The 21963-nt window shown below is 51.8% G+C and carries 19 protein-coding genes and 2 tRNA genes; 17 read left to right on the top strand and 4 right to left on the bottom strand.

All coding sequences use genetic code 11. The features are described 5' to 3' along the window. Positions 1–21: 21 nt before the first annotated feature. The 8 genes from HN413_05975 (at position 22) to cdd (ending at position 7406) form a co-directional block, all read left to right on the top strand. The gene (locus HN413_05975) at positions 22–972 is read left to right on the top strand and encodes an ABC transporter permease (GenBank protein MBT3389939.1); all 951 of its coding nucleotides are present in this window, start codon (positions 22–24) and stop codon (positions 970–972) included. A gap of 32 nt (positions 973–1004) precedes the next feature. Beyond that, complete coding sequence (locus HN413_05970; GenBank protein MBT3389938.1) at positions 1005–1976, top strand: ABC transporter ATP-binding protein; 972 nt, start codon at positions 1005–1007, stop codon at positions 1974–1976. After that, complete coding sequence (locus HN413_05965) at positions 1976–2971, top strand: ABC transporter ATP-binding protein (protein ID MBT3389937.1); 996 nt, start codon at positions 1976–1978, stop codon at positions 2969–2971. Before HN413_05970 ends, HN413_05965 begins: the two co-directional genes overlap by 1 nt. Positions 2972–3076: 105 nt before the next feature. Then, positions 3077–4141: a response regulator gene (locus tag HN413_05960; protein ID MBT3389936.1), complete on the top strand. Its 1065-nt coding sequence runs from the start codon at positions 3077–3079 to the stop codon at positions 4139–4141. A 64-nt stretch (positions 4142–4205) separates the two neighbouring features. Further along, positions 4206–4276, top strand: a tRNA-Gln gene (locus HN413_05955). 125 nt (positions 4277–4401) lie between these two features. Beyond that, on the top strand, positions 4402–5745 hold the full coding sequence (gene glmU / locus HN413_05950; GenBank protein MBT3389935.1) for a bifunctional UDP-N-acetylglucosamine diphosphorylase/glucosamine-1-phosphate N-acetyltransferase GlmU: 1344 nt from the start codon (positions 4402–4404) through the stop codon (positions 5743–5745). Position 5746: 1 nt separating this feature from the next. Then, complete coding sequence (locus HN413_05945) at positions 5747–7015, top strand: HlyC/CorC family transporter (GenBank protein MBT3389934.1); 1269 nt, start codon at positions 5747–5749, stop codon at positions 7013–7015. Between the two features lies 1 nt (position 7016). Further along, positions 7017–7406, top strand: coding sequence for a cytidine deaminase (gene cdd, locus HN413_05940; protein MBT3389933.1), 390 nt, complete (start codon positions 7017–7019; stop codon positions 7404–7406). 9 nt (positions 7407–7415) lie between these two features. On the opposite strand, the gene HN413_05935 is transcribed toward cdd, so the two are convergent. After that, the gene (locus HN413_05935; protein MBT3389932.1) at positions 7416–8621 is read right to left on the bottom strand and encodes a DUF389 domain-containing protein; all 1206 of its coding nucleotides are present in this window, start codon (positions 8619–8621) and stop codon (positions 7416–7418) included. A gap of 286 nt (positions 8622–8907) precedes the next feature. Between HN413_05935 and HN413_05930 the strand changes: the two genes are divergently transcribed. The 4 genes from HN413_05930 to HN413_05915 all read left to right on the top strand — a co-directional run bounded on the left by HN413_05930 (position 8908) and on the right by HN413_05915 (position 14232). Then, the gene (locus HN413_05930) at positions 8908–9960 is read left to right on the top strand and encodes a hypothetical protein (GenBank protein ID MBT3389931.1); all 1053 of its coding nucleotides are present in this window, start codon (positions 8908–8910) and stop codon (positions 9958–9960) included. 138 nt (positions 9961–10098) lie between these two features. After that, positions 10099–11622 carry an ABC transporter ATP-binding protein gene (locus HN413_05925; protein MBT3389930.1) on the top strand — a complete coding sequence of 508 codons (1524 nt, stop codon included), beginning with the start codon at positions 10099–10101 and terminating at the stop codon, positions 11620–11622. Positions 11623–11725: 103 nt separating this feature from the next. After that, a complete protein-coding gene (locus HN413_05920; GenBank protein ID MBT3389929.1) occupies positions 11726–12973 on the top strand; it encodes an ABC transporter permease in 1248 nt (415 codons plus the stop codon). 2 nt (positions 12974–12975) lie between these two features. Then, complete coding sequence (locus tag HN413_05915) at positions 12976–14232, top strand: ABC transporter permease (GenBank protein MBT3389928.1); 1257 nt, start codon at positions 12976–12978, stop codon at positions 14230–14232. Between the two features lie 131 nt (positions 14233–14363). On the opposite strand, the gene HN413_05910 is transcribed toward HN413_05915, so the two are convergent. The 3 genes from HN413_05910 to murJ form a co-directional block, all read right to left on the bottom strand. After that, positions 14364–15521 carry a hypothetical protein gene (locus tag HN413_05910; GenBank protein MBT3389927.1) on the bottom strand — a complete coding sequence of 386 codons (1158 nt, stop codon included), beginning with the start codon at positions 15519–15521 and terminating at the stop codon, positions 14364–14366. A gap of 113 nt (positions 15522–15634) precedes the next feature. Further along, a complete protein-coding gene (locus tag HN413_05905) occupies positions 15635–15877 on the bottom strand; it encodes a hypothetical protein (GenBank protein ID MBT3389926.1) in 243 nt (80 codons plus the stop codon). Positions 15878–15960: 83 nt separating this feature from the next. Further along, positions 15961–17502 (bottom strand): murein biosynthesis integral membrane protein MurJ, encoded by a 1542-nt coding sequence (gene murJ / locus HN413_05900; protein MBT3389925.1) that lies wholly within the window; start codon positions 17500–17502, stop codon positions 15961–15963. Between the two features lie 188 nt (positions 17503–17690). Here murJ and HN413_05895 point away from each other — a divergent pair, with 188 nt between their 5' ends. The 5 genes from HN413_05895 to HN413_05875 all read left to right on the top strand — a co-directional run bounded on the left by HN413_05895 (position 17691) and on the right by HN413_05875 (position 21913). Further along, a complete protein-coding gene (locus tag HN413_05895) occupies positions 17691–18785 on the top strand; it encodes a zinc ribbon domain-containing protein (protein ID MBT3389924.1) in 1095 nt (364 codons plus the stop codon). A 43-nt stretch (positions 18786–18828) separates the two neighbouring features. After that, positions 18829–18901, top strand: a tRNA-Arg gene (locus HN413_05890). Between the two features lie 200 nt (positions 18902–19101). Then, entirely contained in the window at positions 19102–19950 is an 849-nt protein-coding gene (locus HN413_05885) for a DegV family protein (GenBank protein ID MBT3389923.1), read from the top strand. A 103-nt stretch (positions 19951–20053) separates the two neighbouring features. After that, entirely contained in the window at positions 20054–20902 is an 849-nt protein-coding gene (locus HN413_05880) for a DegV family protein (GenBank protein ID MBT3389922.1), read from the top strand. A 168-nt stretch (positions 20903–21070) separates the two neighbouring features. Next, positions 21071–21913, top strand: coding sequence for a ParB N-terminal domain-containing protein (locus HN413_05875; protein MBT3389921.1), 843 nt, complete (start codon positions 21071–21073; stop codon positions 21911–21913). The last annotated feature ends 50 nt before the right edge of the window (positions 21914–21963 follow it).

Raw genomic sequence — 21963 nt, 5'->3', positions numbered from 1 at the left:
ATGAGACTTAGGAGATAAATCATGAGTACACTTTCATCCTCTGCCGAAATAATCTATGTCCCACTCTGGCGGGTTCGTCTGCGCCTGTTTTGGCGGTCTGTAAAAACAAACTGGGCTACATTTACCGAAAACCCAATCGGATTGCTCGGCCTGGGTCTGATCATTTTCTTTGGATTATTTGCTTTGGCACATCCAATTTTGATGAATACGGCCTGGGAACGAAAAGTTTACGATCCTGTCAATGGGTTTGATATCGAAATTCCTTTTCACCCATCACCTCCCTCCGCCAAACATCTTTTGGGTACGGATCCTATGGGGCGCGATGTGCTCAGCCAACTCATGTTTAGCACGCGCTTTGAGTTTGCCCTGGGCATGATATCGGCCCTCGTAACGGTTTTGATCGCGACTACCATTGGAGCAGTATCCGCCTATTATGGCGGTGTGATTGATGTAATCTTGATGCGTGTGGTCGATTTGGTGATTATGGTGCCGTTCTTGCCCATTCTAATTGTGATGAGCGCCTTGATGCATGTTGGTATGCTCGAGTTGGCGCTTGTGATTGGGATCCTATCTGGGTTTGGGGGAACGGCTATTGTGATCAAATCTCAGGCGCTTACCGTGAAGGTGAAACCCTATATCGAAGCCGCCCGCATCTCGGGTGGTGGCGATTTCCACATCATCTTTACCCACATGGTGCCGAACTTGCTGCCCATTGCTCTACTCTACATGATGTTTGTTGTCACCAGCGCCATTTTCTCTGAGGCTGTGCTTTCCTTCTTTGGTCTCACCGAGATCGATATGAGTTGGGGTCTGATGATCAACACCACGCAAGTTTTCGGGTATCTCATGCGTTTCGATACCTGGTATCTGTTAATCCCGGCCAGCTTGGCGATCACCCTTCTGTGTGCGGCTTTCTATCTGGTTGGACGCGCGCTTGACGAGGTAGTGAATCCCCGGTTGCGCGAACGGTAACCAGAACTGGCTAGAAAACAGGATTATTACAAATGACAGAAAAAGTTCTTGCAGTAAATGACCTGACGATGCATTATATGACCCGCAAAGGCCCCGTGTTTGCCGTGGATGGTGTTACCTTCCATGTTGACCGCGGTGAAGCTATTGGCCTGGTGGGCGAATCCGGCTGTGGGAAAACATCAATCGCGATTTCCTTGTTGAAATTATTGCCCAATAATGCAAAAATTCTCAATGGCGAGATCAGAATTAACGATACAGATGTTGTGCCCCTGACCGATAATGAAATGAATAAATATCGCTGGAAGGATATCTCAATGGTATTCCAGGCGGCGATGAATTCCATGAACCCGGTCTACACAGTTGAAGAGCAGATCCTTGAAGCGATGCGTGAGCATATGCCGCAACTCAGCGACAAGGAAATGGACGAAAAAATTGACCATCTTTTCACTCTTGTGGGTTTGGACCCAACTCTGAAAGATCAGTATCCTCACCAATACAGCGGCGGTATGCGCCAGCGTGCGGTGATTGCTATGGCGCTTTCGTGTGATCCCGATATTATTATTGCTGACGAACCGACGACCGCGCTGGATGTAATCGTTCAGGATGCCATTCTGAAGCGCGTGCGCGAAATTCAGGAAAAACTGAATATGGCAATGATCTATATCTCTCACGATATTGCCGTGATCGCCGAAGTCAGTAAACGTGTGGGTGTCATGTATGCCGGAAAACTGGTCGAAATGGCGAGTACCGAAGCTATCTTCCATCGCCCTGTTCACCCTTATACCATGGCGCTGATGTCTTCGTTTCCATCTATCGTAGGTGAGAAGGCTGATTTGGTAACACTAGCCGGGGAACCGCCAGACCTGCTAAACCCGCCCTCTGGCTGCCGTTTCCATCCGCGCTGCCCCTATGCTACAGAAATCTGCCATGAACAAGAACCGGAATTTAGAGATCACGGCGCAGACCATTTTGCCGCTTGCTGGCATCCGGGAGGCGAAAAATAATGACACAAGATAATAATATTCTCGTTGATGTGCAAAATCTGTCAAAACTCTTCCCTATTGGGCAGGGCGTTTTCAAACAGGCAGCTTCTTTTGTTCATGCAGTGAGCGAACTAAACTTGCAGATCAAACGTGGTGAAAGCGTAGGCTTGGTTGGCGAATCAGGTTGTGGCAAAACTACGACCGGGAAGCTGCTGACCCGTTTGCTCGATCCCACCGATGGAAATATCATTCTGGATACGGATGAAGGCCAAGTGGATATTGCTCACATGCGCGGTAAGAAAATGAAAATTTTCCGCCGCCGTGTGCAAATGATCTTCCAGGACCCTTACGAATCGATGAACCCCCGTTTGACGATTTATGATACTGTTGCTGAACCGCTCAATGTTCAGGGAGTGGGTTCTGTGGCCGAGCGTGAGGCCCGCGTAGCCGATCTACTCGAAACTGTCGGTCTGGCTCCGGCATCCAGCTTCTTATTCCGTTATCCTCACGAACTTTCGGGTGGTCAACGCCAGCGTGTTGCCATTGCGCGCGCTCTGGTGATTAACCCCGACTTTGTGGTTGCTGACGAACCTACCTCCATGCTGGATGTGTCGGTGCGAACAGGCGTGATGCACCTGATGCAGGATTTGGCCGATCGCTTTGGCGTAACGTATCTCTACATCACACACGACTTGGCCGTGGCTCGTTATATGTGTGATCGTATCGCAGTTATGTATCTGGGTAAAATTGTAGAGATTGGTGATACCGAAGATGTGTTGCAGAATCCACAGCACCCCTATACTAAAGCGCTGATTTCGGCTGTGCCGGTGCCTGATCCTACCTACACGCGTGAGCCCATCAAGATTAAGGGGGGCGTTTCACGCCCTGTCGATCCGGCTCCGCGCTGCCGTTTCTATGACCGCTGTCCGCTGGCCGACAAAGTTTGCGAAAGCAATGACCATCCACCGTTGGAAGATAAAGGTGGCGGGCATCAGGCAGCTTGCTATCACGTGTAGCCCCGATTGATTGCTTAGACGCCAGCGAATTTTGCTGGCGTCTTTTGCTATTCAGGATAATTTTTCGTTCTGCGTGGTTACTTCCATGTTACAATAATTTTCATTATGGCTGATTATCGAGTTTTAATCGTAGACGACACACGCGAAGTTCGCAGGGCGCTAGTCAGCGCCATCGAAACTTTGGACGCCAACATCGAAATCAGGGATGTGCCATCGGGTGAAGAAGGGTTGCTGGAATTATCCTCTGGCCCCTTTGATTTATTGGTATCTGATGTGCGCCTGCCGGGCATATCTGGCCTGGAATTGCTGACCAAAATTCGCATCCGTCAGCCGGAACTGCATGTTATTTTAGTCACTGGGATGGTAGATGCGCATGTGCGTCAGGCAGTTGCCGATGCGGGCGCAGCCGCTTTTTTCCTGAAACCAATTGAAACTGCCGATTTTCTGGACGCCGTTGAACGTGCATTGGGCTTGATCGATGCCGTGATCGTTGAACCGAATATCCCGGATGATGATCTGGAGAAACCTGCCGAAAGCGTGGCCGAGCGTTTGACCAGCCTGCGTAAAGATTTGAACGCCATCTCGGCAGTGATGCTGGATGAGCGCAGCCGTGTACTGGCCCGTGCGGGTGACCTGCCCGATGCTTCAATTGAAACCGCGCTGTTCCCTGCTCTAATGACCGCCTTCAGCGCCAGTAATCGGATTTCTAAGTTGCTGAATACCAAGCCGCCGCGCGATATTCTCTTTTTCGCGGGTGTTAAATATGATATTTTCTTGGCACATGTGGGCGAATCTTATGCGTTGCTGGTTGCAGCTAACCCTGGGACGAGCAGCGACCAGATGGCAGAAGCCATGCGCCTGGTTCATAGTGGCTTGCAAGATTTGTTAGCCATCCTCTCAAAGATGGGTGTCCGCCTCACCAGCAGCAAACAACCCACCCGTCAGGAAGTCGAGCCGGAGCCCCCGTTTGCAGAAGATGCTGAAGTCGCCCCCGAGATGGCGGCTCTATTCGAAGAAGTTGCCTCATCCGAAATTGAACAAGATGCGAACGTGTTCTGGGATACTGCCTCAACCGATGCCTCGCACGATGGCCTCACGAATGCCGATTCGTTGAGCTATGATGAAGCCCGCCGCCTGGGGCTGACCCCGGAAGAAGATGCTGAGCAATAATATTGCCACCCTCTTGGGCTTGTGATACAATCTCGCTCGCCTCGTGAGCGGCAAGCATACTCGTAGGGGAGTGGTGCAATGGCAGCACAGCAGTCTTTGGAACTGTTGATCATGGTTCGAATCCGTGCTCCCCTGCCTTTTTTTGTAATGAACGAACTATCTGACGACGACCCCCATTTAGATTGCCAATTGAAGAACAGCATACTGACAACTTCGTGTAGCGCAACCGCGGCACGATGTTTTTTCGTGTGGAGTAATATATGAAAACAAGCGTTGTGATTTTAGCGGCAGGCAAAGGCACTCGTATGCACTCAGACCTGCCGAAAGTTTTGCACCCCATCCTGGGTCAGCCGTTGATCCGGTATCCGGTTGCTGTAGCTCAGGCAATTACCCAATCGCCGTCTGTGTTGGTGGTGGGGCATGCAGCCGAACAGGTGCGCGCCGCTGTTGGCGAGGCTGCCGAATATGTGCTGCAGAAACCACAGTTGGGCACAGGTCACGCTGTGCAACAGGCCGAAACGCTCCTGCGGGGTAAGAGCGATTATGTACTCATACTGTATGGCGATATGCCCCTGGTGACCGCTGAAACCGTGCAGGAGCTCCTTGAAGTGCAGCAAAATCATACGGGGCCGATTAGTGTGCTGACTCTGATTGCCGATGATCCGCGTGGCTTTGGGCGGATTGTGCGCGGCGAAGATGGCTCAGTGAGGGCCATTGTGGAAGAAGCGCAAGCTACGCCCGAAGAACTTGCCATAAAAGAACTGAATACCGGTGTGTTCTGTTTCTCGGCAGATTGGTTATGGGATACGCTCAAACGGGTTGAACTTTCTCCCAAAGGCGAATACTACCTTACCGATCTGGTGGAAATTGCGGTAAAAGAAGGCCACTCCGTGCAGGCCATCCCCACAACCGATGAAACCGAAATGATCGGTATTAATACCCGCGTGCATCTTTCCGATGCCGCCGCAAGTATGCAGCAGCGCATCAACCGTGCCTGGATGCTGGCAGGTGTCACCCTTCAAGACCCTGCCACAACCTATATTGAGCCAACAGTTCAGATTGGCCGTGACACCGTCATTGCCTCGAACACCCATCTCATCGGTTCAACCGACATTGGCACAGCCTGCATCATCGGGCCAAACTCCTTCATCCGCGATTCGAAATTGGGCCACCGCTGCGAAGTCTTTGCTTCCGTAGTCGAGGCAGCCTTGCTCGAAGATGATGTGGATATTGGCCCCTTTGCCCATTTACGCAAAGGCGCTCATCTGGCTGCGGGTGTCCACATGGGGAATTTTGGGGAAGTAAAAAACTCTTACCTCGGGCCGGGCACCAAAATGGGGCATTTCTCCTATCTTGGCGATACCACCACTGGAGCCAAGGTCAACATTGGGGCTGGGACGATCACCTGTAATTATGACGGTGAACACAAACATCCTACAGAAATCGGCGATGATGTATTCATCGGCAGCGATACCATGCTGGTTGCGCCATTAAAAATTGGCGCAGGTGCGCGTACCGGAGCAGGCTCTGTGGTAACGAAAACAGTTGCAGAGAAAACCCTGGTTGTGGGCATGCCTGCCCGCACAATACGGAAATTGGATTAGTATGCATACTTCAGTAATTGTTTCAGGTTTATTATTTGTATTAGCTGTTGATCTCGTTGTTATCGCGGCGCGTGCCGCGTTGCGTCATGCCAGCCTGGCGCGATTGATTCACATGCGCGAGTTGAATGAGCCTAATGCAAAGCGCACTCTTGAATTGATCGAAAAAATGCCGCGCCCCTATGCAGGTTTGCATCTTTTGCAATCCTTATTACGTTTTTTCCAAATTGGCGGTATCTATCTGGTAGTTCAAGCCGATGCAGGTATCACTACACTCTGGGGTAAGTTCGGTGTGTTGCTGGCGGCTGGCTTGTTGGTAGCCTGGGTAGAGTGGATCGCAGAGCGTAACGTGTTACGCGATCCCGAAAGTTGGATATTGCGTTTATCGGGCTTTGTGCGTCTCGTGACGCTGCTTTTTTTCCCGTTAATCGGGGCCAGCTTATTCTTGTCGCGAGAAATTGCCAAATCAAATGAACACACTAGCATGGTTACAGAAGATGCGTTGAGAACGCTGGTGGATGTGGGGCAAAAAGATGGCATTCTTGAACAAGAAGAGCGAAAAATGATTCACTCAATCTTCCAGTTGGATGATACTCTGGCCCGCGAAATTATGGTGCCGCGCATCGATGTTCATGCCCTGGAAATTGGCGCTCCATTATCTGTTGCTGTAGATACCCTGCTCAATTCGGGTTATTCGCGCGTGCCCGTCTATGAGGAAAATATCGATCATATATTGGGCTTGCTCTATGCTAAAGATTTATTGCAAGTTTGGCGTGAAGGTAATGGGCAAACTGACCTGCGCCGCGATCTACTGCGTGAACCTTATTTTGTTCCCGAAGCGAAAAAATTGGATGAACTCCTGGCTGAAATGCAGCAAAAACGCGTCCATATGGCGATTGTCGTGGACGAGTATGGTGGCGTTGCCGGTGTGGTAACTTTGGAAGACATCATCGAAGAAATTTTCGGTGAAATTCAGGATGAATACGACGAAGAAGAACTGCCCTACCGCCGATTGGAGAATGGCGATTATGTTTTTCAGGGCCGCATTGATCTGGATGACTTCAATGAGATCATGGACTGCGATTTGCCCAACGATGAAGCCGACACGCTTGGTGGGTATATCTACACGCGCCTGGGACAAATTCCTGTTGCCGGTGAAAGCCTCACCCAAGCTAATTTAACCCTGACCGTGGAACTGGTGAGCAAACGGCGCATCCGCAAAGTGCGTGCGCAGCGGGTTTGGTCAACAGGGCAAATCAATGAAAATGAATAAAATGCAAAAAACTGAATTGATTCAAAAAGCTGTGAAGGCGCGCAAGAATGCTTATGCCCCTTATTCAAATTACCCGGTTGGGGCGGCGCTCTATACGGCCACTGGCAAAACTTATCTTGGGGCGAATGTGGAAAACGCTGCCTATCCGGTGACGATGTGCGCCGAGCGGGTGGCGATCTTCAAGGCAGTTTCGGAAGGTGAGCGAGAATTTGAAATGATCGCGGTGGTCACCGAGAATGGCGGCTCCCCCTGCGGATCATGCCGTCAGGTGATGGCGGAATTCGGTCTGGACACCCTGGTGTTGATCGCCGACGAACAAGGTAATCTTGTCGAAGAGCTGCGCGTGGGCGAGTTACTCCCCAAAGCCTTCACCCCTAAAGATTTAATCTAACCCAAATTATTACCAATTGGGCACGGGGGTAGCGACAGAAATCACCGATTGCAGCATCCAGCCTTCCGGCCCGCCAGGGAGGCGCACATTCAGCCATTGCCGGTTATCGGCCTCCGCGGGGACATCCGATAAAAGCTCGATCAAAGTACCATTCAGGAAAGATGTAAGTGCGCGGCCGTCAAAGCCGGGTTCGCTTCGCAGAATGGCCCCGCCATACTCTTCGGGAGCGTTGACCCGCGCATAAACCGGTGTAGGGCTGGGTGGCAGCGTATTTGTGGGCGATGGCGTAATCGAAGCCGTCAACGTAACAGGTAGTGTAGCCGTGACAGGGAGAGGGGTTTCGGTAATGGTAGGTGAAAGTGTTGGCGTAAAAGTTTGTGAAGGAGTGGGTGTTTTGCTGGGTCGTGCGGTTGGGATTGCAACCTGCCCCCCCACGGCTGCGCCTGCGCCGCCCAGCCCAATGATTAGAATCAACCCAATCAGGCTGAGCATCCCCCCTGCCGTGTAGCCAAAGAGAGTCAGCGGGCGAAAACCGAGTACAACCAGCGTAAAAGTACTCAAAATGATTGCCCAGGCCATATGAATGATAAATACCACCAGCCCATCGGGCCATAAATGGAGTGTGCCGCTGCCCAGCCCATAACCGGCTGCACACAGTGGCACATAGATTTCGTAGGCCAGCGCCACACTGGCAACCGCCGTGCGTTTACCCCCGCGGGCGATCGCAATCGTGGTCAGCACGCTACCGATAGTCAGCACAACAAAATGATGCCAGGCAATGCGCGTGTGTAAATAAGCCTGGGTGATCTCAAATACACCACCGTTGCGGGCAACCAACCCCAGGCTCAGGCTGGCAATAAAGACCAACCCGCTGCCCATAACCAGCCCCAGTAAATTGCGCCCAAAAAACTGAGCGGAGCCGCTAATTGCGCCCAGCGCTATCCCCACCAGCGGTGCCATTGTCGGAGCCAGAACGGCTCCGAGTACAAGTAATGCCGGTAAATCAAGCAGCAGGCCAATACCGACCGTCAGCCCCGCCAGCACAGAAAAGAGAAAGAAATCAAATGATGGCGATGTACGCTGTGCAATTTCGTCGAGAAAAGCCTCGCGCTCATCCGGAGCCAGCGGGAGCAACTTGCGCTGGGCGCGTCGTCTGCGCGCGGCTGGCAGGCGCTGGGGATCATCGGGGGTTTGCTCGGTTTTGGGGAGAGTCATTTTTTTGCTAAAATAGTGTGTACTAAATTGCTTTGTGATGCCGCCATGGAATCGTATAGCTCGAGTCTGTGCTTATTATACAATACGCGCCACGGCTCAGGGTTACAAGATTACAGGCGCGCTGAATGCCCGAATGAAGTAAAATACAGGTTCATTAGGAACTGGCGGGACATTCCCCAGATATAGGGGTGTACGGGGTGCGAAGCACCCCGTACACCCCTATATCTGGGGGCAACCCCGACGATTCCCAAATAGCCAATAATTTTCTTACGGGAGTAGTGAACGAATGAAGTCTACCCGAATATTTGTTGGAATATTCTTCATAATCTTGCTGATTGGCCTGGCCGGATGCAGTGGCGCAGACGCGGAGCGCACTGCGGCGACTCAACCTCCGGCGGAGGCAGAACCAACTTCTTTGCCCACAGAGCCTCCTCCACCTGCAGCCACGCCGCTCCCACCCGTGGGGGTGCTGTTTGCTCCCGATGGCGCGGATCCAGCCCTGGTGGATGCGCTTCAAACTCACCTGACACAGGCCATTCCCGCAGCCGGATTGCGCTATCAAATGCGCCCCTCACTGTCTATCGAGAGCATCCAGGCCGATGATATTCAGTGGGTGATCGCATTGCCCCCTGCCCCCGATTTGGCGATCTGGGCCGCGGCTGCACCGGAAACGCGTTTTCTGGCTGTTGGCGTAAATGGCATTGAGGCTGCCTCAAATATCAGCGTGATCGGCGCCGATGGCGGGCGTTTCGATCAGCAGGGCTTTTTGGCCGGATATATCGCCGCCATGCTTACCCCCGATTGGCGTGTGGGGGTGATTAGCGTGGCGGATACCGAAGCCGGACAATTGGCGCGGCGTAGTTTTCTGACTGGCGCAAAATTTTACTGTGGCGCGTGTTCGCCTACGTACCCGCCTTTTTTGGAGTACCCTTTATATTATCAAGCGAATGCGGGCGCGGATGCAGCCGAATGGCAGGCCGCGGTCGATTTTTTGTTGCAGCGCAATGTGGAGATGATCTATCTTGGCCCGGGGGCTGGGGATGAGAACCTGATGCGCTATATCGCTCAGGCAGGCGCGCAGATGATTGGCACGAGCCTGCCCCCCGAAAATGTGCGCGCCTCCTGGGTGGCTTCACTCATATTTTCTCCCCTCGAAGCCTATTATAATTTTTGGCCTGAGTTCGCAGCCGGAGTAAATGGGCAAGTTGTGGATGTTTCGCTGGCCTTCAGCGAGATTAACCCGGATTGGCTGAGCATGGGGCGCTTGCACAGCGTCGAAGAAATGTACACCGAGGTGCAAAGCGGGACGATTGAATTGGTGGCAGAGAATATTCCGTAGTATTTTTGGTGTTTTTTTTCGCGTCCGTTTCCGAGCTTGTGCAGCCCAAATAGGCGAGACACGCATCTTTTTTCAGAATCCCCATGATATAATCACCCGATAATCAGTCAAAATTTATTGAGACATGATGAGGTATCTATGGCGCCGATTCTTGAATTACGTGGAATTACCAAACGGTTTCCTGGCGTACTGGCAAACGATCATATTGATCTCACGCTAGAAAAGGGAGAGATCCACGCCTTGCTGGGGGAAAACGGAGCAGGAAAATCCACCCTGATGAATATTTTATATGGCCTGTATGCGCCCGATGAGGGCGAAATTTTTGTTAACGGGCAAAAAATTGTTGTCACATCGCCGCGTGATGCCATCGCAGCCGGTGTGGGGATGGTTCATCAGCACTTTATGCTCATTCCGGTGTTTACTGTAACCGAGAACGTGATGCTGGGCGACGAGAGCCTGCGCATGGGTGGATTGCTGGATCGCCGTTCGGCGGCCAAGCGCATTCGCGAGATTTCGGAACAGTACCGGCTCGAGGTGAATCCGAACGCATATGTGAAAGATCTGCCCGTGGGTGTGCAGCAGCGCGTCGAAATTATCAAGCTGCTCTACCGCGAAGCGGATATTTTGATCTTGGATGAACCGACTGCCGTACTTACCCCTCAGGAAGTAGACGAATTATTCACGATCATGCGCTCATTAGTTGAGAGCGGCAAATCGATTATTTTTATTACTCACAAATTACGCGAAGTACTCGAATTTGCTGACCGGATTACCGTGATTCGCGGGGGCAAAGTGGTGGGTTCGGCTCTGCCCGAAGAAGCCGATCAAAATTCACTGGCTGCCATGATGGTCGGGCGAGCGGTTGATCTGCATGTCGAAAAGCAGCCCGCAGACCCGCAAGAAGTGGTACTCGAAGTTGAAGATATTGTTGTTCTCGACGAGACAGATCAGGTCATGGTCAAGAAAATCTCCTTTGATGTGCGTGCCGGTGAAATTTTGGGTGTGGCCGGCGTGCAAGGCAACGGACAGACCGAATTGGTCAAAGCGCTGACCGGATTGACACACCCCGTCAGCGGCGAAATTACTCTGTTGGGCGAATCAATTGCCAAGGCTTCGCCACGTACCATCACCGAGTTGGGGTCGGCGCACATCCCTGAAGACCGCCAGAAAGACGGCTTGGTGCTGACTGCGCCAATTGCAGATAATCTGGTGCTGAACACCTATTATCTGGAGCCATTTGCGAAAGGCGTTATGCTGCAACAGGATACTGTATTGGAATCAGCGGATAAAATTGTCTCGAATTTTGATGTGCGTACACCAAGCTCTTTGATTCCGGTGGGTTCGTTATCGGGTGGCAATCAGCAAAAAGTGATTGTCGGACGCGAATTTTCCCGTCCGATCAAATTCCTGGTAGCCGCACAACCAACGCGCGGCCTGGATGTTGGTTCGATTGAATATATTCACAGTCGGCTGATTGAAAAACGCGATTCGGGTTGTGCTGTGTTGCTGGTTTCAACGGAACTTGACGAGATTATGGAACTCTCAGATCGCATCGCGGTGATGTATCGTGGTGAGATCATTGCCATTGTAGACGCGCAGGATGTTACCAAAGAACAAGTCGGCCTGCTGATGGCGGGGGTGGTTGAGAACGCTGTCGCATAAATGATATTCACCACAAAGACACGAAGACACAAAGAGATAAAAATCTCTTCCTTTTATCTTCGTGACTTTGTGTCTTCGTGGTAAGTACTTTGAGGAATAATCTATGACCAATAAAGAAAGCGAACAACCCAACAAGAAAGATGGCGGCAAAATCTTTCTGGAAGAGTTGTCCAAAAGCCCCCTAACCGTCACTGTTTTGGCAATTCTCACTGGATTGCTGCTGGGCGGGTTGCTGGTTGCCATTACCACCGAAGAAGCGTATGCTGCGTTCTCTGCCTCGCCCTGGGAAGCGATCAAAATTGGCGCCAATGCTGCCTGGAAAACTTATCAGGCTTTATTTACTGGCTCGGTAGGCAACCCAGCCAAGATCGTGGCAGCCTTTCAGGGCGGCGATGCCGAAGAAATTCGCCGGGCGATCAATCCGTTTTTTGAGAGTCTGGTGGCTTCCACGCCTTATATTTTCGCCGGGTTAGCCGTTGCGCTGGGTTTCCGGGTAGGTTTGTTCAACATCGGTGCGGAAGGCCAGCTTTTCATTGGTGCGACAACCACCGTGATCGCGGCGATCTTTCTCAAAGGATTACCTGCCATCATCCACGTGCCGATTTCGCTGCTGGCGGGTTTTATCGGCGGCGGCTTGTGGGGGTTTATCCCCGGCTGGCTCAAAGCGCAGACCGGTGGGCACGAGGTCATCAACACGATTATGATGAACTATATTGCCTTCCGTTTGAGCGAATTTTTGCTGCGCGGCCCGTTGAAAGACCCCGATGGCTACACCCCCGTCAGCGCCGATATTCAGGATTCAGCCAAACTTTTCCGCTTTTTTGAGAATCCCATTCGTTTCCACATTGGCTTTTTCGTTGCCTTGTTTTTTGCTTTTTTGGTGTACTGGCTGCTGTTTAAAACCACCTGGGGCTTCACGCTGCGCACGGTGGGTTCAAACCCGCGGGCTGCCAAATATGCCGGGATGAGCATCATGAAAAGTACAGTCATTGCCATGTTCCTGTCGGGTGGTCTGGCAGGGTTGGCAGGCGCCAACGAGGTTTTGGGCGTCAACCACAACCTCGCAGTGGCCTTTTCCTCTGGCTATGGTTTCGACGCGATTGCGCTAGCCTTGCTCGGTAAGAGCAATCCGTTGGGGGTGGTGCTGGCAGCCATCATGTTTGGCTTCCTGCGCAATGGCGCTATTCAAATGCAACTCACGGCGGGCATCCCGATTGACATTATCTCGGTTTTGCAAGCCGCAATTCTGGCTTTCATTGCTGCACCGGCGATTATCCGCACTATGTACCGATTGAAAGAACCCGATATGGATTTGGATGCTGTTACACTCCGCGGTTGGGGAGGCAACTAATCATGGCAACTGCAACGAATAACTTTGAATATATTTCTCCGACTCGGCGTCGGGTGATGGGAATCCTTTTTCTGTCCCTGGGCATTTTACTGTGGATTATGTTTGGCCGCGGTATCGGTGGGGACGCGCTGACTACCTTCAGGTTGACTCCGGGAGGCTCAGCGCAGGAACTTCCCGATTGGGTATTCAACAGCCAAAATATGCTCAATATGCTTTCTGTATTGAGTATTGCACTGGGTGGCTATCAGCTTGCCCGCGGTTTTGGCAAGCGCACCACGCTCATGCTGGGCCTGGCAGCCGCCATGTTTATCTTTGGTTTCCTGAGTTGGGCCACATCGGGTGGGACGCTCAATTTGGCAGGACTGTTCCGCAGCGCCCTGGTCAAGGCGGTTCCCCTGACAATTGGCGCCCTCTCCGGAGTTCTGTGTGAGCGCTCCGGTGTGGTCAACATCGCCATCGAAGGTATGATGCTCACTGGTGCCTTTGTTGGCGCGTTTGTTGGCAGTGTCACCAATATCTGGATTGGCCTCTTCGCCGCGGTGCTTTCGGGCGGTCTGCTGGCCTGGATACTGGCAGTACTCTCGATCAAATACAAAACCGATCAGATCATCGCCGGGACGGTGATTAACATCTTCGCTACGGGGATTACATCATTCCTTTCTGCCAAGTTTTTGCAGCGTTACCAGCATCTCAACGATCCGGGGCGTTTCCCAACGATTGAAGTTCCTGTGCTTTCAAAAATCCCCTTTATTGGGCCGATCATGTTCCAGCACAATATGTTTGTGTATGCGCTGTATATCTTCCTGATTGTGCTGACGGTTGGCCTGTATTACACGCGCTGGGGTTTGCGCACGCGCTCCGTGGGCGAACATCCTAAAGCTGCCGACACGTTGGGGATTAATGTCTTCCGCACACGCTACATTTCGGTCATCCTGGGCGGAATGATGGCCGGATTTGGCGGGGCTTACTTCACGCTGGGTTCGGTGGGCCGCTTCGACGAAGTGATGACAGCCGGGCGCGGTTTTATTGGTTTGGCCGCTATGATCTTCGGCAACTGGAATCCCATCGGATCGTTTGGCGCGGGCTTGTTGTTTGGTTTCTTTGATGCGCTTGCCGCCAAAATCGCTATTTTGAGGGTGCCGATTCCATCGGAAATCATGCTGATGTTCCCCTATATTGCCACAATGGTGGCGCTGGCCGGGGTGGTTGGCCGCGGCCAGATGCCCGCCGCTGATGGGCAACCTTACGAGAAAGAATAGAAAACCCCCTCCCCCGCCGGGGGAGGGAGATTGACGCAAAAAAGATGAGTCGCTGTATTTTACAGCGACTCATCTTTTTTGCGTTCTTTGTTCCCTTCTCCCATTGGGGGAAGGGTTAGGGATGGGGGCTTTTATTCGTAATACCCAAACTCTTCTACAGCATCGACCATTGCCAGCACATTTTCCGGGGGAACATCGTTCATCACAGTATGCACGGAGGCCAACATATAACCGCTGCCGGGGCCAAGGTGTTCGATCACGCGTTTGACTTCCTGGCGCACTTCTTCGGGTGTGCCGTAGGGCAAAACTTTGTGGGTGTCCATTGCGCCGCATAATACCAGGTTCTTGCCAGCCCGTTGCTTCACTTGCGCTAAATCTGACATTTTTCCCGCTGAGGTTTGAATCGGATTGAGAATATCGATTCCAATTTCGATAAAATCATCCACCAGGGGCAGGACATCACCATCCGTGTGGAAGAAAATTTTGGCGTCGGTGCGCGCCTTGATGAAACTAATCAGATCGGCGTGCAATGGCTTGAGAAGATCGCGATACATCTTCGGAGAGATGAGCAGGCTCTCTTGCGTCCCCAGATCATCTCCGATTTTGATGATATCCACGTTGTTGCCCAGTTCGGCCAGGAAAGGGCCCATGAGTTCTTTACAAACTTCCGTGATTTTGGTCAACAAGGCTTTGGCAAAATCTGGATACATTGCCATATTGAGCAGAAAAACATCCATGCCCTGCATCGCGTGTGCCCGCTCAAAGGGGAAGAGCAGCCACGGGGTCGCCAGGATGGCATATTGGTTTTGTTCGGCCAGTTTGCGCGCCTGCTCTTTGACATGCGCGACGCGAGATGGGTCGCTCATGTCTGGCCAGCCAGTGTAGTTTTCAATATCTTCGATGGCTTTTGCCTCGGGGATAGGATGTACGCCGGGATACCAGTAACCCTCTTCAACTTCGCGCTGCCCGCTACCCCACGAATCGATGCAATCGCTGTGGGGTGGACGGTTGCGGTTGCGCTGGCGCACCGCTTCTGGCTCCAGATCGCGCACGCCGCGCACATCGCTGTGCAGCCGTTGCATGGTTTCCTCATCAATCCTGGCGGTGCCAAGCTCCGGCCAGCCATAAATATACTCGTCGGGGGCGTTCACGCCGATCATTTTTTTGATGCCTTTGTAGGTGTGCATTTTGATGCCGGTGGCATTGCTCTCGCCGATGACAATTGGCACACGATCGGGCACTTCATGATTTATGCAGGCTAAAACACGTTCCCGTGAAGTCATGCTCATAAATTTTGCTCCTAGAGTTCGCCACGAAGGCACAAAGACTCAAAGGATGGCATTTTTTCGTGCCGCCTGTACCCTTCGGGGTATTGTGTCTTTGTGGTGAATGTCTGTTGGTTTTATTCTAAATCTTCTGGGGATAGTCCCAGAGCTTTCAATATCAGCCAAAGCGGTCGGTCGTTCATTTCAGCGAATATGCGTTGGGCGCGCACATAAGCAGTTTTCTTTTCTTGCGAGGAAAAAATACCTGGCTTTTTGAGTTGATTGAGGTAGCGCACAGCCCCATCTGGCGTGCCATCACTGCCATCGAGGGCGCGCCTGGTATATTCGATAAGAAATTGTTTATAGTGTTCTTGATTCATAATTGCGTGAAGACCTCCGATATTTTTTATCGCATTGTGTAAGTCCTAAAGCGTTTAAAATCTTGGAGGTCTGGTGATGTTGTTTATATCTTGCCCAGCAATTTTATCTCCGGCCAGATAAAGGGCAAGGTAAGTATTGCGCCGAAGCCCATTATAGCCAATCCGCTCAGGGCGTGCATACTGGTGGAGAGATTGTCGAGTGGAAGCTGGGTTTGTAATATATAAGCCAGCCCGCCACTGACCAAGGATACCACAACCACGCGTAGCAACGGTTTTGCCAAACGCAGCCAATAGGCCAGTGATTTTTCCTGAAGCCACAATAGCGCTAACGCCTCAAGGGTGAAGACCAGTGTATTCGCCAGCCCGATCCCAGGCGCTCCCATTTGGCGGGAAAATATCAGCCCGGTAAGAACAAAAGCCAATGCCGTGATGGAAGATGTCAGCAGAGGGGTAAGGGCATTTTGACGGGCATAAAAGGCGCGCGCCGCCACTTCGAGCAGTGAATGCCCCACCAGGCCCGCCATATAGGCGCGTACCGTCCAGACGACGAGTTCGCTTCCGGCAGGGTCAAAGCCGAGAATCGCGATCAGCGGGCGGATGCCAATGGCGAGCAATATCGCGCTGGGGATGGTCAGCGCCAGAATAGTGCGCACGGTGGCTTCCAGCGCGCTGCGGAATGCATCTCTTTCGCCGCGGGCGCTGTGTTCGGAGAGTGTGGGCAGTAAAGCGGTGCCAATGGCTGTGCCGATCAGGGACTCAGGTACTTGCATGAATAACCAGCCATAAACCAGCGCGGTGACGGCTCCGGCAGGCAGAGCGGAGGCAAAATTGTCTTGCGCCAGGAAAATCACCTGGATGAAGAAAACCGTGCCGATGCGCGGCAGCATCAGGCGGATGACTTGCTGGACGTGGGGATTGCCAAACTCTATACGCGGCGTCCAGCGGAATTGGAAGTGAATCAGCCCCGGAATTTGTGCCAGGAAAAACAGCAGCGCACCGAGCACAGTCCCATACACCAGGCCATGAACTCCCAACCCCAGAGCCGGGAGCGTGATTCCCCCCAGGGTGAAGCCCTCCGTGGGGGCGAGAATCAGCACCCCAACCAGCATGCCCACATCATACATACTGGGCGCGAGCGCGGGGAGCAAAAAATGCTGATTGGCTTGCAATCCGGCAATCATCAATCCGCTCATCGAAAAGAGCAATGTGGCAAATAGATTAATGCGCATCAACTCAATGACCAGATTCTGTTGCTCAACGCTGAAATGCGGTGCAACGCCCCACCAGGAGGTCACAATGGCAGGCGCGAACAGACCGATCAGCAGCGACAGCCCGGCAGTTGCCAGAAAGAGCAAATTGCCAATGCGCGAGAAAAGGCCCCAGGCCGCGGTTTTCCCACTTTTTTCGAGTTGTTGGCTGAGTACAGGGATCAAGGCCATCGCCAATGCCCCGCCAGAGATCAGCGCAAAGAGCAGATCGGGGTAATTGTTGGCGGCGTTGAAGGCATCAATTTCGGCAGAGAGGCCGAATGTGCGGGCGATGACGACCTGGCGTATAAAGCCAAGCGCTTTTTCGAGGGCGAAGAAAACGCCTACAATGATGGTTGAGCGGGCAACATGTTTCATAATTGCCAAGTATAGCATGTTGAGGCTTGGCCGGGTGGTATAATCAGCGGCATCTTTTCTGGTCAGGAGATTATTTTTTTGCTCAGAAAAGCACACAGGCAGCCCAAAGGCTTTGCTCGGTAATTGGCACATATGTTGGTTCTGGGATGGCTGCGTTGGCGGATAGGCTCGCAGAATAGGAGTGAGGTATGGCTCGTAAGGAATTAGGTCATATTGAATTGCAGTGGCGTTGCCCGAATTGCGATAATCGCAACCTCGGACGGGAGAAAACCTGTACGATGTGTGGCGCGCCTCAGCCCGAAGATGTCCAGTTTGAGCAGGTTGCACAACAGGAAATCATCGCAGACAAAGCCTTGATTGAGCAAGCCAAGGCAGGCCCCGATATTCACTGTGCCTATTGTGGCACGCGCAACACCAGCGACGCCGAAACCTGCGTCCACTGTGGTGCGGATATTTCGGAGGGTACAAAACGTCAAACGGGCCGCGTGATTGGCGCGTATCAGAGTGGCCCCGCGCAGGCGGTGGCTTGTGATGCTTGTGGCGCTGAGAATCCTGCCACGGTTGGTCAGTGCGGTGAGTGTGGCGCTCCGCTGAAAGCTGCTGTTCTGCCCGGAATGCCTCAGCAAGCTGCTGGAGCATCCGCAGTTGCAGGACAACCGAAAAGCAAAAAGAAACCAGTCGCCCTGATTGTCGTGGCTGTACTGATTTGTTTGGGTATGGCCGTCGTGGCGCTGTTATCCATGCGCTCCAATAGCGTTAGCGGGGTCGTTCAGCAGGTACAGTGGGAGCGTTCGGTCAATATTGAAGCTTTTGGCCCGGTGGAGCGCAGCGCCTGGCACGATGAACTGCCGGCAGGTGCTGAGGATATTTCTTGCGTTCAAGAATATCGCTATACAAGTTCTACACCAGCTGAGAACTCTAAAGAAGTTTGTGGCACACCCTACTCCGTCGATTCGGGAAGTGGCTTTGCTGAAGTCGTGCAAGATTGTGAATACCAGGTCTATGATGATTTTTGTTCCTATACGGTGTTGGATTGGTCGTTTGCCGACAAGATTGTTGCCAATGGCTCAAATCTCAACGCTGAATGGCCATCCCCCAACCTGAGCAATGACCAACGTTTGGGCGATCAGCGCAGCGAAACGTATAGTGTTGTATTCCAAACCGATGATGGTGTGTATACCTATAGCCCCGAAGATTTTGCTGAATACCAGCGCTATCAACCCGGCAGCGCCTGGACGCTGGATATAAACACGTTTGGTGTTGTGCTATCCGTACAGCCATAGTGTTGCCATTTTTTGTATCTTGGTGTAGAATTCTGGCGCACATGCTCTCGTAGCTCAGTGGATAGAGCACTTGGTTGCGGACTAAGGGGTCGCGCGTTCGAGTCGCGCCGAGAGCGCAGAAAGGACGGATTTCTCCGTCCTTTTTTGTTGGAAAGTTTGCGCTCGCGTGAAGCCAGCCAAGCCAAAATAATCTCCCCGCAACTTATCGATCATCATTGGGTTATATCCTGAGGTATGTTTACCCTTATTTTTATTAAAGGGCTTTTGCGACGCAGCGAAAGCCCAAGTTAGTAATTATCTACTGGAGAGAAAAAATATGTCGAAAGTCGCTATTGTTACCGATAGTACCGCTTATCTTCCGAAAGACTTGGTTGAAAAATATAATATGACGGTTGTCCCCCTGACGGTGATTTGGGGAGAAGAAACTTACCGTGATGATATTGATATTACCCCTACGCAGTTTTATACCCGCCTCGAAACTGCTAATGTGATGCCAACTACATCCCAGGCTACGATCCAGGATTTCAAAGACGCTTACGAGCGTTTACACAGTGCAGGATATGAAATTCTGTCGGTTTTGATTTCGTCTAAGTTATCAGGGACGATTTCTTCCGCCGAGCAGGCTTATAAAATGGTGCCCGATGCTACGATTGAAATCTTCGATTCGGAAACAACGGCGATGGCGCTGGGCTTCCAGGCTTTGGCTGCGGCCCGTGCGGCAGCAGAAGGCGCCGATTTGGCGGCATGCAAAGCGGCTGCAGCAGATGTCCGTAGCCGATCTGGCGTTATTTTTGCAGTGGACACGCTTGAATTTCTCCATCGCGGTGGACGGATTGGTGGAGCTTCGCGCTTTTTAGGCACGGCACTCAAGCTTAAACCGTTGCTGGAAGTTACAAATGGTGTGATTGAACCCGTAGACAAAGTTCGTACCAAGCGTAAAGCGCATGAGCGCCTGATTGAAGTTATCAGCGAGCGGGTTGCTGGGAAGAAGAATATTCGTTTGGCAACGTTACATGCCAATTCCAGCGAAGATGCCAATCGGGTCTTGGATGATGCCAGCGCAAGGATGAGTGCGATTGAAGCCATTCGTTCAGAAGTCAGCCCGGTAATTGGTACCCACGTTGGCCCTGGCACCGTAGGTTTGGCGTATACATACGAAGATTGAAGAATGTTGAGCGTCTTCTCCAATACGCATCACTGAAATATCTTCGAGTATCTGAAATGCGTATTGGATATATTATTTTCTGAGTCTTTGAAAGTGAGGTGGTATGTCAAACGTAGCCATCATTACCGATAGTACGGCCTATTTACCCGACGAGATGGTAGAAAAATATGGCATCTCAGTTGCGCCCCAGGTTCTGATTTGGGGCGAAGAAACCCTGCGCGATGGGGTAGATATTCAACCTGCTGAATTCTACAACCGCCTGAGTACCGCTGATGTTATGCCGACGACTTCTCAGGTTGCGGTAAAAGATTTCAAAGAACTTTATGAAAAATTGCTGGGGCAGGGCAAAGATATTTTGGCGATTTTAGTATCGGATAAGCTTTCAGGCACGATTAGTTCCGCGACGCAGGCTCTGGAATTTTTTCCCGATGCGAATATTGAAATTATCAACTCGCAGGGCGTTGCCATGATGTTGGGATTTGTTGTCCTTGAAGTGGCGCGCGCTGCTGAGAAGGGCGCTTCGCTGGCTGAGTGTAAAGCTCTGGCTGAAGACCTCAAACAGCGCACAGGGGTGGTTTTTGCCGTGGACACGCTGGAATTTCTGCACCGCGGTGGACGCATTGGTGGGGCCTCGCGCTTTTTAGGGACGGCTTTGCAACTGAAGCCAATTCTGGAAGTGCGCGATGGCCGCGTGGAAGCTATCGAGCGCGTACGCACCAAAACCAAGGCGCATAACCGCCTGATCGAAATTTTGGCAGAACGCACCCAGGGCGGGAAAACAATTAAATTGGCGACGTTGCACGCCTCAGCGCATGAAGATGCCAAAGCCTTGTTAGAAGCTGCTCAGGCACAATTGGGCAATGTGGATGAAACTATATTTTCGGAAGTTAGCCCGGTGGTCGGAACCCATGCTGGTCCGGGTACAGTAGGATTGGCTTATTTGATCAACTAGATAGAATCGGATTGCGTATCAACACAGACATGGCCGCAGGCGACGCTTGCGGCCATGTCTGTGTTTTGAAAGTTTTGACGCTTCATATAAACCGTGGTACGCTAATGCCCGATTAGTTTTGCCTGAATTTCCCATCAAAGTTGAGTAATTTTGCTTGAGAGTATTATCATGACGAAAATCCGTGATTTGCCATTATTGGCAATTCTTCCCGTTGATAAATTAATTCTCCACGAATACCACGACCCACAGCGAACCCCACCGATTGCACGCGCGATCAGCGAAAGCGGCAGGCTGCGCAATCCCCCCATCGTTGTGCCATTGCGCGATGAAACTAATTCGTATATGGTGCTGGATGGGGCTAATCGTGTCACAGCGATTCAAAGCCTCGGAATTGAGCATATTGTTGTGCAAGTTGTCCCGGCGGATGACCCTGGCCTTGGGATGACGCCCTGGCATCATGTAGTATGGGGGCCTTCTTCTTCCGATTTTATTGACTGGATGTTGGCATTGCCGGAGGTGATTGTGAAACCCGGGGATAGCGACATGATGACACATTATCCCCAAAGCCTGCACACATTGGCCGTTATCAGTTGTCCAAATGGCGAGTATTATCAGCTACTCACCTCGCATCATAAATTGCTCCAGCGGATGCAGACTCTCAACCGGGTGGTGGATGCTTATAAAGACCGCGCCACCCTTGACCGTACACTTATCACCGATATGGAATCACTCGAAAAAATTTATCCGGAGCTGAGCGGACTGGTCATGCTGCCTCAATTCCGTATTGATGAAATTCTTTATATTGTCAGTGAAGGCTACTTAATGCCCCCGGGAAGCACGCGGTTCACGATCTCGCCGCGCGTATTGCATCTAAATTTTCCGCTCGAAGAACTCGCTGCGGAAAAATCGCTGGAAGACAAGAATATTGCCTTGCAAGCCTGGATGAAGGCGCGTTTGGCCGCCAAACGGGTGCGCTACTACGCCGAATCAACTTATCTTTTCGACGAGTAATAAAAAAAGGCCGAAACTCTTGCGGCTTTGCGCTTCGTTTTTAAGGATTT

Source organism: Chloroflexota bacterium, from assembly GCA_018648225.1.
Classification (GTDB): Bacteria; Chloroflexota; Anaerolineae; order Anaerolineales; family UBA11858; genus NIOZ-UU35.
The sequence above is the reverse complement of the archived record's forward strand: the minus strand, read 5'-3'. Positions and strand labels throughout refer to the sequence as shown.